The following is a 12040-nucleotide window of genomic DNA, read 5'->3' on the forward strand; positions in this document are numbered from 1 at the left end:
TGAAGCGAAAAGTGAAGGAGAAGCGCCATGAAAGCGTGTTGGATGTTGTGTCTGGTTACTGCCCTTAGCGCCAGCGCGGCGTGGGCCGAATCGCCGCTGCAAAGCCTGCAGTTTGAGCAGCAAAAACAGCAGGTGTTGAAAGCGGTGAAGGAAAAATGCGCCCCGGCGAGCACCCTCAGCGATACCGATTTCGCCAATAAAATCCTCGCCTCGAAAGACAACCAGAGTTACGTTCGCGAAGCGACGCTGGCGAAAGAGCGCAATAATCAAAAAGGCTATCTGGCCGCCATTGATAAAATTCGCTGCCCGGGTAAATAACGGGCTGAATTATCAGGAAAACCGTTGCCTGCCGCGACGGTTTTTTTATTTCCCCCAACGCTCGGGAATAATTAAGTCGCCGCGCAGCAGGCTGCCGCCGGGCTGCGGGCTTTTGCGGATCAGCCAGTTGACGATCCGCGAAGCCATCGCATCCATCGAATACTCAATCGCTGGGATGGTCGGAATACCCGGCATCTGCAGCGAACCCGCGAGACTGAAGACCATTACTTTTTCCGGCACCGCGCGGTTAAACGCCTGCAGCTGCGGCACTACCCGCTGCGCCTGCAGTTCATCGCTCACCAACAGCGCATTAAAGTTCAGGGTAGTGGCGTTATTCATCAACTCCTGTACCGCCACCGACGACGAGGCGCAGTCCAGGAAGACCAGGTTGCGATTAAACGGCAGGAAGTTCTTCTCCAGCGCATGCTTATAGCCCAGCAGCACCTGATCGGCAAAGCCGCTCCCCTGCGGATGGATCAGCGCAATCTGCCGCCGCCCCTGATTAATCAGATAATGACAGGCGGTTTCCGCGGCGAAGGCGTGATCAAACTGAATACTGTTCTCGCCATCGCTTTCCAGACAATCAATCAGCACCACATCGGGGCGCTCGATCTGCAGCGGAAAGCGCGCGCCGATGATCAGCACGTCATCGCACAGGCCACAGGTGAGTTCATCCAGCGCGCTTAATACGTCGCCGCGGTTATTGGCGAAGCGCAGCAGTAGATGCTTCTGATGCTGGCTGAGCTGTTTTTCCAGGGCGTAGAGATAGCTGGTGGTCTGATTGATGTTGTCCTGCGCGCAAATCACGCCGATACAGCCCGTCGACTGGCTCAGTAAGGATTGGGCAATCATATTGGGCCGGTAGTTCAGCGTTTCCGCCGCCTGAAGCACCGCCTGGCGGCTGGCCTCTTTTACCCCGCGCGAACCGCTCAGCACGCGCGAAACCGTGGCTTTCGATACCCCGGCTAACCGTGATACATCATTGATTGTCGACATCTTTTTTCCCCTGGCAGGTGCGGCTTAGCCCCTGTAACGCTGTGTCCTGAATCGCTTCAATTATAACCAGCGGCAGTATAGCCGTTTCCTTTTTTATTTGGAAACCGATTTTCCATTTCGGCAAAAAACCACGCCAAATCGACATTATTTTGTGAGCGAAATCTAATTAGTAAGCCCGCTAACGGTGAGTTATTGACCGCGCTCACAGTTCTGTTTTTTATAAATGGAAACCGGTTTCCGTCTGATATCAAATCATCCTCGCAATAACTTTTTACATATGAGGAAAGCCGTCGATGTACAAGATTATGCTGTGTTGCTCCGCCGGGATGTCCACCAGCCTGCTGGTGAGGAAAATGGTGGATGCCGCAAAGGAACGCGACCTGCCGGTGCAGATTGACGCCTATGGCGTTGCCGAATTTGATATGCAGTTTCCACAATACCAGGTGGTGCTGCTTGGCCCCCAGGTCAAATACATGCTGAAAATGCTTAGCGAGAAAGCCGCTCCCCTGAATATTCCCGTCCAGCCTATCGATACGATGGATTACGGAATGCAGCGGGGAGATAACGTTCTGAATTATGCCCTGTCGCTGATCGCCGCGGCGCACTAAGAGGTGTTCAAATGAGTTCTCTGTATCAGTCGATGATTGCCGTGATCGAGCAATCTATTACTCCGCTGGCAGGACGCCTTGGGCAACAGAAATATGTTATCGCCATCCGCGATGGCTTTACCGCCGCATTGCCGTTCATGATCATCGGCTCTTTCATGCTGGTATTTATCTTTCCGCCTTTCTCGCCGGAGACCACTAACGGCTTTGCCCGCGGCTGGCTGGATTTTTCCCAGCAGTACCGTGAACAGCTGATGCTGCCGTTTAACCTCAGCATGGGCGTTATGACCTTCTTTATCTCGGTCGGCATCGGCGCCAGCCTCGGACGCCAGTTCCAGCTCGATCCGGTCATGTCCGGCCTGCTGGCGTTTATGGCCTTCCTGCTGGTCGCCGCGCCCTATGCCGATGGCAAAATTTCTACTCAATATTTATCCGGCCAGGGCATTTTCACCGCGCTGATCACCGCCATCTACTCCACCCGCGTTTACGCCTGGCTGAAGCAAAACAACGTGACCATTCGCCTGCCGAAAGAGGTGCCGACCGGCGTCGCCCGTTCGTTTGAGATCCTCATTCCGGTACTGGTGGTCATCGGTACTCTGCATCCGCTCAACCTGTTCATTGAGGCGCAAACCGGCATGATCCTGCCGCAGGCGATTATGCATCTGCTGGAACCGCTGGTCTCCGCCTCCGATTCGCTGCCGGCGATTCTGCTGTCGGTGCTGATGTGCCAGATTTTCTGGTTCGCCGGTATTCACGGCTCGCTTATCGTTACCGGGATTATGAACCCGTTCTGGATGGCCAACCTGTCGGCAAACCAGGCGGCGCTGGCGGCCGGCGCGGCGCTGCCGCACGTTTACCTGCAGGGCTTCTGGGATCACTATTTGCTGATTGGCGGCGTCGGTTCGACCCTGCCGCTGGCCTTCCTGCTGCTGCGTAGCCGGGTCACGCATCTGCGGACTATCGGCAAAATGGGCATCGTGCCGAGCTTCTTTAATATCAATGAACCGATTCTGTTCGGCGCGCCGATCATCATGAACCCAATGATGTTTATCCCCTTCGTCTGCGTGCCGATGGTCAACGCGGTGCTGGCTTACGGCGCAACCCGCCTTGGCTGGCTGAGCCAGGTGGTGTCGCTGACGCCGTGGACGACGCCCGCGCCGATTGGCGCCTCGTGGGCGGCTAACTGGACTTTAAGCCCGGTGGTGATGTGCGTTATCTGCATGGTGATGTCGGCAGTGATTTATCTGCCATTCCTGCGCGCCTATGAGCGTTCATTAATAAAGAATGAAGTCGAAAAGGCGAAAAGCGTTGCACCGGTCGCCGGGGCCGTTAGCCAGTAATTCCTGTATTACCTGAAAATATGTATTTATGCGGAAAAGGGATTTTCGCCAAATAATCTGATTATAAACGCAATAACCTCAGGAAATATATTTTGAGAAAAAATTAATACATCTGCATTTGTACTAGCCGTTAAATTTCGCCACTGAGAGTAAGATATTTATTCTCCGGCGTAGCTGTACCCTGAAAAAACAAATCAGCTTATTTTGGTTATTTTTATTTTAACCAGAATGGGGCGGTTATTGTCTGCATATATTAATTATTAAAGTGAGATAACCATGAATACAGTTAAAAAGCTGCCATTGGCCATGGCGGTTATCGCCGCGCTGTGCCCAATTTCCGTACTGGCGCAGGATTTTACTCAGGAACAGATCGACGCCATCGTCGCGAAAGCCGTCGATAAAGCGCTGGCCGACCGCCAGGCTAAAATCGACGCTGCGGCCGATAAAAAGGTCGACGTGATGACCAACCCGCAAACCACCGCCGCTTCGCCGGATCTGGCGATCCCTTTCGGCCTGAAATTTAGCGGCTACGCCCGCTATGGCGCCCATTTCCAGACCGGCGACCAGAAATATGTCGGCGTCGACGGCTCCTATAACGGCGCCTCGGCGATTGGCCGTCTCGGTAACGAAAGCAACGGCGGCGAATTCCAGATCAGCAAAGCGTTCAAAAGCGCGCAGGGGGCCATCTGGGATCTCAACGTCATGTTTGACCACTGGAGCGACGAGGTTAACCTGAAAAAAGCCTACGTCGGCGTCACCAATGTTCTCGAATCCAACCCCAACGCCTATATCTGGGCCGGCCGCGATTTCCACCAGCGCCCGCAACAGGGGATCAACGACTACTTCTGGATGAACCACGACGGTCAGGGCGCGGGGGTGAAGAACTTCGATATCGGCGGCGTGCAGTTCGACGTGGCGACGGTGTCGCAGGTGAAATCCTGTAGCCCGGAAGTGATGGCCGATGAGACCAACCCGTCGCGCATCACCTGTACCGGCAGCTCCGATACCGGCGACAACGGCCACTACGCGCTGACCACCAAAACCCACAACATCAAGGCCGGGCCGATCGACGTCGAGGTGTACGCCAACTATGGCTTTGACTCAAAAGCGGTGGACAGCGACGCGCGCCTCGATGCCTGGCAGGGCGGGCTGGTGCTGAGCCACACCAACGACAGCGGGGTGAATAAGGTGATCCTGCGCTACTCCGACAACTCGGATAACAGCGTCTATAACAAAACCGACGACCTGACCACGGTCTACGCCAGCTTCGAGGGCAGCCATAAGTTCACCCAGCAGGCGCAGATCGAGTATCTGCTGGCCTTCCACGACTACGACAACGGCAAGGATAATACCGACAACCGTAAAAACTACGGCGCGATCGTCCGGCCAATGTACTTCTGGAACGATGTGCACTCGACCTGGCTGGAAGCGGGCTACCAGCGCGTTGACTACGACCAGGGCGGGGATAACCACGGCTGGAAGCTGACGCTGTCGCAGAACATCGCCATCGGTATGGGGCCGGAGTTCCGCCCGATGCTGCGCTTCTATGTGACCGGCGGCCAGGTGGATAACGAACACACCGCGAAAGTAGACGGTACCAGCGACGAGCGGCTGGATTCGCTGAACATCGGCGGTATGTTTGAGGCGTGGTTCTGAGGTAATAACCTGTGCCCGCATTTATGCCGGATGGCGGCATAAATGCCTTATCCGGCCTACGGTCCGTGCGACCTACCTTTAATTTATTCACTATGCTGGCTGAAACTGCCGGTGTTGGCGGCCTCAAAATCCCCGGTGGCGCTGCCGCTTACCGGGGCTACAGCGCTGTGCGATTTGGTAGCCCGGAGAAGGCGCAACGCGCCGCCTCCGGGAAAACCCCTGGCGGCGACTGGCCGCCCTCTGTGCGCTCCCTGTGCCATGAGAGTCATAACGCAGAAGAATATCTACGGAAAACCTCCTCCCCGTAGGCCCGCGCAAGCGTAGCGCCGCCGGGCAGTCAGACCCGTGCCCAGGTGGCGTCATCAATTCTTTATCTCTGGCTTAATCGGTGGGCGATGCGCTCAAGCTTCATCATCAACAGCAGCGTGACGCCCACCAGCACAATGGTCAGCGCCGAGCCATCGGCGATATTGCCGCGATCGGTGAGGCTGAAAATAGTCACCGGCAGCGTCGTCCAGCCCGGCGGATAGATCATCACCGTCGCGCCCAGTTCCCCCATCGACAGCGATAAGCTCAGCGCCAGCGCTGAAATCATCCACGGCGTCATCAGCGGCAGCGTCACATGACGCAGGCGATACCACGGCGAGGCGCCAAGACTGGAGGCGACGTTTTCAATATCGGCGGAAATCCGCGCCAGCCCGGTCGTTACGTTGCTGAAGGTAAAGGCGGAAATCAGTACAAAGTGCGCCGCCAGGACGATCCAAAAAGTACCATTCATCTGCAGCGGCCCTTGGCTGAACGCCACCAGAATGCCCAGTCCGACGGAAACCGAGGGGATAGCGCTGGGCAGATAAAACGCCAGGCCAAGATATTTCTGTAACTTCGCGCCATACTGGCGCAGCGCCAGCGCCGCCCACATCCCGCACAGCAGCGCCAGCAGGCTGGCGCAGAAGCCCGCCATCAGGCTCGAAAACAGCGAATCCCACGCCGCGCCGCGAAAGGCGTTAACAAAGTGGGTAAAGGTAAAGCCGGTGGGCAGCAGGCCGTTCCATTGTTTACTCAGGCTGGAGAGTAAAATCACCGCCAGCGGCAGCAGGAAAACGCCGGCAAAAAGCGTCACCGCCAGCGCGCCCGCCGCCGCGCGGCCTTTACGCGACCAAATCAACATCGTTAACTCCTTACGCCAGTGCGCGCCGCAGCCAGCCGATAGAGCATAAACAGCCCCAGCGACAGCAGAATATTAATCAGCGCAATCATGCAGGCCACGCTGTAATCCGACTCCAGAATCGCCTTGCTGTAGACCATCATCGGCAGGGTATTAACCCCTTTGGCGCCAATAAACAGCACGATACCGAACTCGTTAGTGGTCAACAGCAGGCACAGGCTGCCGCCCGCCATCAGCGCCGGTAGCGCCGCCGGGAAGATAACCTGGGTAATCACCCGTAGCGGATGGGCGCCGAGAATACTCGCCGCTTCCAGCTGGCTCTTATCTATCTGCCGCAGTCCCGCCATCAGCGGGCGCATCACCAGCGGCGTAAAGACGGTAATCTCCGCCAGAATCACGCCGTTTATTGAATAGAGAAAGTCTACCGGCGGCAGTTCAAAAGCAAACAACGCCATCAGGGTGCCGTTGAGCAGCCCCGCCGAGCCGTAAATAAAGGTGAATGCGAGGGTAATCAGGAAGGTCGGCAGCGCAATAAAAGTATCAATGACCCGGCTCACCAGCTGGCTGCCGGGGAACGGAATAAAGACCAGAATCAGCGCCAGCACGCTGCCGAGCACCAGGCAGCCAAGGGTGGCGAACACCGCAATCTGTAAGGTATTGAGCAGCGCGCCAATAAAGCGTTTTGAGTCAATCACCTGCCAGAAAGTTTCGCGGCTTAGATTGCCGCTGGCGTCACGTAATGCCTGTTCGGCGATCAACAGTAGCGGATAGAAAAATAGCGTCGCCAGCACCAGCAGCGGCAATGCCAGCCACAGGTAAGGGCGTAAGTTTCGCGCCGGACGCGCAAGCGTGAGGGTTTGCGCCATTATTGCACCTCGATCAGAACCGCATCGCCAGGTTCGAAGTAGAGCGCCAGCTTGTCCCCCGCGCGCGGCAGCGGGTTCACGTGGGTCATCACAATCCGCACCGCTTCGCCGGCAACATCGCACAGCAGATGCGTCAGATCGCCCTGCCAGTGTACCGAGGTCAGGGTAGCATTGAGACGATTACTGGTTGCCGATCGCGGCGCCAGGCTCATGTGCTGCGGGCGAATGCATAACAGCTTGTTGTTGCCATGCAGGCCGCCCCGGCTGAAGGCGTTAATCAGGCCGCCGCCACAGCTCACGCTAACCAGCCCCGGCTCGGTGCTGTCTTTCAGCGCCGTCGCCTGCAGGATATTGGCGCGGCCGAGGAATTCGGCGCTAAAGCGGTTCGGTGGATAGTGATAGAGCTCGTGCGTTTCGCCGTGGGCGATCAGCGAACCGTCTTTCATGATGCCGATTTTGTCCGCCAGGGTCAGCGCTTCGGTCTGATCGTGGGTGACGTAGAGAATGGTCAGTTCCGGCAGTTCGCGATGCAGACGGGCAATCTCTTCCACCATGTTATGACGAATTTGCGCATCCAGCGCCGACAGCGGTTCATCAAGCAACAGTACCCGAGGACGCACGGCAATCGCGCGGGCTATCGCGACGCGCTGCTGCTGGCCGCCGGAAAGCTGATGCGGGTAGCGGGTGGCGTAATCCGCCATACCGACGATTTTTAAGGCTTCGGTCACCCGCTCGGCGATAAGCCCCCTGGGCTGCTTCTGCGCCCGCAGGCCGAAAGCAACGTTATCTTCCACCTTCATATGTGGGAACAGCGCGTAGTTCTGCACCACCATCGCCAGCCCGCGTTTGTACGGCGGCAACTGGGTGACGTCAGTATCGCCGATCAGGATCCGACCGCCAGCCGGTTGCACAAAACCGGCAATCGCCCGCAGCACCGTGGTTTTCCCTGAACCGGAAGGGCCTATCAGCGCCAGCACCTCACCGGGTTCAATGGTCAATGACAGCGGTTTTAAGACCACGTTGCCGTGGTATGAAACGCGCAGCGAGTCCAGGGTGATCCCGGAAGTCCCCGCCAGCGACGGGGAAGAAGTGACGGAGGTTTTCATCAACATCAGGCTTACTCGCTATCAGTCACTTTATGCCAGCGGGCAATGTCAGCCGACAGCGATACCGCGACATCATCCCAGTTCGGCTCCCAGCTCTTCACGCCGTCGAGCGCCGCTTTCGCCGCCTTAAAGTTAGCGTCATCCGGCGTCACATCGCTGCGTACCGGCAGGCCCCAGGAGCGCGCGCTGACGCTGGATTGCGCCGGTTTATCCAGCAGGAAATTGATCAGCTTCTTGCCGTTTTCGCTGTTCGGTCCGTTCTGTACCAACCCGATGGTGTAGGGCAGCGCCAGCGCGCTATGCTCGCCTTTATCATCCGCCGGCCAGAAAATTTTAACGTTCGGGTTACGCGCCATCTGCGACAGGTTCATCTGCAGATCACCGTTGGCGACGTACAGCTCGCCTTTATTGACCAGCGCAGTCAGCTTGCCGGTCGAGGCCGATGGGCCAACGTTATTGGCCTGCAGCTTACCCAGATACGCAAAACCGGCGTCTTTACCGCCGAGGCTGTGGAACGCCTGCAGCATCACCGCGGTACCGTCGCCCGCCTGCCCCGGCGTGGAGTACTGCAACTTGTTCTTAAAGCGGCTATCCAGCAGATCCTGCCAGCTGGCCGGCGCGGTTTTCAGCAACTGGCCGTTATAGATGAAGGTCAGATAGTTATTCACCAGCGGCGCGTAGCGGTCGTTAGCGCCGGGGATCTGCGCGCTACCTTGCGGGGTAAAGGTTGCCAGCAATTGCTCTTTCGCGGCGCGCTGGATAAACGGCGGCACCGTGACCAGCACGTCAGCCTGCGGATTGGTGCGCTCCTTCGCCAGACGTTCGACGATCGCGCCGGAGCCGCCTTCCACATACTGCACTTTGATGCCCGTCGCTTTGGTGAAGGCGTCGAACTGGCTCTGATACCAGCTGTTATCGCCATCATGCAGGCCGTCGGCGGAGTAAACCGTGACGACGCCGTCCGCCCAAACCGGAGAGCTGGTCAGCGCGAACAGGGACAGCAGAGCAAGTCGGGAGAGTTTCATCGTTTAAGCCTCATCGGATAGTCAGTTATTCTGGTGTAGACCAGATTTGCTTTCACGCTACCGAGGGTTTATGACAAAACGATGAAAGAAGTGTGTCGAAATAGTTAAACGAGGGGAAGTGCGTAGCCCCGGTAAGCGCTAGCGCCACCGGGGAGATCAAAAAATTTAACTAATAAAATCAATGGGTATCGACTTCGATCCGCAGGCTGTCATGCCGCCAGTATTCAATATCGTAATCGAGAATACGCCCGTGTTGATCGTAATTCAGCCGGCGCAACAGCAGCGCCGGGCGCCCTTCCATCACCCCCAACGCCTCTGCGGCCTGCGGCGGCATTGAAGTGGGATAGAACGACAAATGCATACTGGTATAGATCAGGTCGTACTGATTTTGATAAATCTCGGTCAGACTGCCATTGAGATCGTGGCGCAGCAGCTCCGGCACCCGCGCGGGCAGACAGTGGTTTTCGCAGTAGCACACCGGCCGGCCGTCGGCATAGCGCAGCCGCGTCAGCAAATAGACCTGATCGAAGGGTTGCAGCGCCAGCGGGGCCATCACGTCCAGCGGCACGGCGGTTAAGCGCCCTTCAAGCAGCACCGTTTTCGGTTCGCGCCCCTGCTCGAGACACAGCTTGTGGAAATTGGTGTTCTGCGTCGGATCCAACCACAGACGCTCCGGCGTCACGAACCAGCCGCGGCGGTCGGCGCGGTAAATCACGCCGCTGGCCTCCAGCTGCGCCAGGCTCTCGCGTACCGTAATCCGGGTCGTGTTGAACAGCGCGCACAGTTCGCGCTCTGAAGGCAGCTTATCGCCGCTTTTCAACGCGCCGTTTTGAATACGCGCCTGCAGCTGCGCCTTAATCATCAGGTATTGCGGCATCTCGCCAGAGGGTGATTTCATGTTTACTCACTGCCACTTTTCGTGCGCTCATTATACATAGCCAGATGAATTTTTTGTTGCAGCGCCACATTTCCTTTGACCCTGCCCCGGCTTTGTCTCCATGATAAATACAAATCTGGTATAGACCAAATGGTGAGACAAATGACTTCACGGAACTACTTGCTGCTGACCCCCGGCCCGCTAACCACCTCCCGTACGGTAAAAGAGGCGATGTTGTTCGATAGCTGTACCTGGGATGATGATTACAATCTCGGCGTGGTACAGACCATTCGCCAGCAGCTGGTGCAGTTGGCTACCCCGGCCGACGGTTATACGGCGGTGCTGCTGCAGGGTAGCGGCAGCTACGCGGTCGAAGCGGTGCTCGGCAGCGTCATCGGCGAACAAGGCAAAGTGCTGATCGTCAGCAATGGCGCCTATGGCGCGCGTATGATTGAGATGGCGCAACTGATGGGCATCGCCTGCCACCCTTACGACTGCGGCGAAGTCTCCCGTCCAGATGCGGCCGCGATCGAACAGATCCTGCAGAACGACCCGGCGATCACCCATATCGCGATGGTACATAGCGAAACCACCACCGGCATGCTGAATCCGATCGAAGAGGTAGCCGAAGTGGCAAAACGGTACGATAAACGCTATATCGTCGATGCGATGAGCAGCTTTGGCGGCATTCCGTTGGATATCGCCGCGCTGAATATTGATTACCTGATAAGCTCCGCCAACAAATGCATTCAGGGCGTGCCGGGCTTTGCCTTCGTGATTGCCCGCGAATCGGAACTGGCCGCCTGCAAAGGCCGTTCGCGCTCGCTATCACTGGATCTGTACGCCCAGTGGCGCTGCATGGAAGATAACCACGGTAAGTGGCGCTTCACCTCGCCGACCCATACCGTGCTGGCCTTTGCCCAGGCGCTGAAAGAGCTGGCGCAGGAGGGCGGCGTTAGCGCCCGCTATCAGCGCTACCGCAACAATCAACGCCGTCTGGTGGCAGGGATGCGCGCGCTCGGCTTCCGGCCACTGCTCGACGATAGCCTGCACTCGCCGATCATTACCGCCTTTTATTCACCGGATGCGCCGCAGTATCGCTTTCACACCTTCTACCAGAAGCTGAAAGATCAGGGCTTCGTTATCTATCCGGGCAAAGTATCGCAAAGCGATTGCTTCCGCATCGGCAACATTGGCGAAGTCTACGACGCCGATATCACCGCCCTGCTGGCGGCTATCGACAACGCCATGTACTGGAAACAATAAGGAACCGCCATGAACCGTATTAGCGCACTGATCCTTGACTGGGCAGGCACCACCGTAGACTTCGGCTCTTTCGCCCCGACGCAAATTTTCGTCGAGGCCTTCCGCAAGGCCTTCGATATTGAGATCACCCTTGAAGAGGCCCGCGTGCCGATGGGGCTTGGCAAGTGGCAGCACATTGAGGCGCTGGGCAAACTCCCTGCTGTCGATAGCCGCTGGCAGGCCAAATTCGGCCGCGCGATGACTGCCGCCGATATCGATGCGATCTACGCCGCGTTTATGCCGCTGCAAATCGCTAAGGTTGTCGATTTTTCCGCACCGATTGCCGGCGTTGTCGACACTATCGCCGCGTTTCGCGCCGAGGGCCTGAAGATCGGCTCCTGCTCGGGTTATCCGCGCCCGGTGATGGAAAAGCTGGTACCAGCCGCTGCCGCCCAGGGCTACGCCCCGGACCACTGGGTCGCCACCGATGACCTTGCCGTCGGCGGTCGTCCGGGCCCGTGGATGGCGCTGCAGAACGTGATTACCCTGGGCATAGACGATGTGGCCCACTGCGTGAAGGTCGATGATGCCGCACCGGGCATCAGCGAAGGGTTACATGCCGGGATGTGGAGCGTCGGGCTGGCGGTGTCCGGTAACGAATTCGGCGCTACCTGGGAGGAGTACCAGGCGATGTCGAAAGAGGAAATCGCCACCCGTCGCGAGCGGGCGGCAGGCAAACTGTATGCCGCCGGGGCTCACTATGTGGTTGATACCCTGGCGGATCTGCCGGAAGTGATTGCCGACATCAACGCCCGGCTGGCAAAAGGCGAACGGCCGTAAG

Annotated in this window: 12 protein-coding genes; 6 read left to right on the forward strand and 6 right to left on the reverse strand. The window is 57.5% G+C overall.

The genetic code is table 11. The annotated features are described in order from the left end of the window. Window positions 1–27 precede the first annotated feature (27 nt). Window positions 28–318 (forward strand): YicS family protein, encoded by a 291-nt coding sequence (locus EAE_RS06850; protein WP_015703867.1) that lies wholly within the window; start codon window positions 28–30, stop codon window positions 316–318. 45 nt (window positions 319–363) lie between these two features. Here EAE_RS06850 and EAE_RS06855 read toward each other — a convergent pair whose 3' ends face one another. Then, window positions 364–1314 carry a LacI family DNA-binding transcriptional regulator gene (locus EAE_RS06855; protein WP_015703868.1) on the reverse strand — a complete coding sequence of 317 codons (951 nt, stop codon included), beginning with the start codon at window positions 1312–1314 and terminating at the stop codon, window positions 364–366. Between the two features lie 293 nt (window positions 1315–1607). On the opposite strand from EAE_RS06855, the gene EAE_RS06860 reads away from it, so the two are divergent. The 3 genes from EAE_RS06860 to EAE_RS06870 all read left to right on the forward strand — a co-directional run bounded on the left by EAE_RS06860 (window position 1608) and on the right by EAE_RS06870 (window position 4915). After that, complete coding sequence (locus EAE_RS06860; RefSeq protein WP_015369080.1) at window positions 1608–1922, forward strand: PTS sugar transporter subunit IIB; 315 nt, start codon at window positions 1608–1610, stop codon at window positions 1920–1922. An 11-nt stretch (window positions 1923–1933) separates the two neighbouring features. Continuing rightward, the gene (locus tag EAE_RS06865) at window positions 1934–3259 is read left to right on the forward strand and encodes a PTS cellobiose transporter subunit IIC (RefSeq protein WP_015703869.1); all 1326 of its coding nucleotides are present in this window, start codon (window positions 1934–1936) and stop codon (window positions 3257–3259) included. 276 nt (window positions 3260–3535) lie between these two features. Then, complete coding sequence (locus EAE_RS06870; RefSeq protein WP_015703870.1) at window positions 3536–4915, forward strand: carbohydrate porin; 1380 nt, start codon at window positions 3536–3538, stop codon at window positions 4913–4915. Between the two features lie 370 nt (window positions 4916–5285). On the opposite strand, the gene phnV is transcribed toward EAE_RS06870, so the two are convergent. From phnV to phnR, 5 genes are all read right to left on the reverse strand, one after another. Continuing rightward, window positions 5286–6083 carry a 2-aminoethylphosphonate ABC transport system, membrane component PhnV gene (phnV, locus tag EAE_RS06875; protein ID WP_015703871.1) on the reverse strand — a complete coding sequence of 266 codons (798 nt, stop codon included), beginning with the start codon at window positions 6081–6083 and terminating at the stop codon, window positions 5286–5288. 2 nt (window positions 6084–6085) lie between these two features. Then, window positions 6086–6946 (reverse strand): 2-aminoethylphosphonate ABC transporter permease subunit, encoded by an 861-nt coding sequence (gene phnU, locus EAE_RS06880; RefSeq protein ID WP_015703872.1) that lies wholly within the window; start codon window positions 6944–6946, stop codon window positions 6086–6088. Continuing rightward, entirely contained in the window at window positions 6946–8058 is a 1113-nt protein-coding gene (gene phnT / locus EAE_RS06885) for a 2-aminoethylphosphonate ABC transport system ATP-binding subunit PhnT (protein ID WP_015703873.1), read from the reverse strand. Before phnT ends, phnU begins: the two co-directional genes overlap by 1 nt. Before the next feature lie 5 nt (window positions 8059–8063). Next, a complete protein-coding gene (gene phnS, locus EAE_RS06890; protein ID WP_015703874.1) occupies window positions 8064–9077 on the reverse strand; it encodes a 2-aminoethylphosphonate ABC transporter substrate-binding protein in 1014 nt (337 codons plus the stop codon). A gap of 178 nt (window positions 9078–9255) precedes the next feature. Then, window positions 9256–9975, reverse strand: coding sequence for a phosphonate utilization transcriptional regulator PhnR (gene phnR, locus EAE_RS06895; RefSeq protein ID WP_015703875.1), 720 nt, complete (start codon window positions 9973–9975; stop codon window positions 9256–9258). Window positions 9976–10116: 141 nt separating this feature from the next. Here phnR and phnW point away from each other — a divergent pair, with 141 nt between their 5' ends. Next, window positions 10117–11220 carry a 2-aminoethylphosphonate--pyruvate transaminase gene (phnW, locus tag EAE_RS06900; protein WP_015703876.1) on the forward strand — a complete coding sequence of 368 codons (1104 nt, stop codon included), beginning with the start codon at window positions 10117–10119 and terminating at the stop codon, window positions 11218–11220. 9 nt (window positions 11221–11229) lie between these two features. Beyond that, window positions 11230–12039, forward strand: coding sequence for a phosphonoacetaldehyde hydrolase (gene phnX, locus EAE_RS06905; RefSeq protein ID WP_015703877.1), 810 nt, complete (start codon window positions 11230–11232; stop codon window positions 12037–12039). The last annotated feature ends 1 nt before the right edge of the window (window position 12040 follow it).

The organism is Klebsiella aerogenes KCTC 2190, assembly GCF_000215745.1.
Classification (GTDB): Bacteria; Pseudomonadota; Gammaproteobacteria; order Enterobacterales; family Enterobacteriaceae; genus Klebsiella; species Klebsiella aerogenes.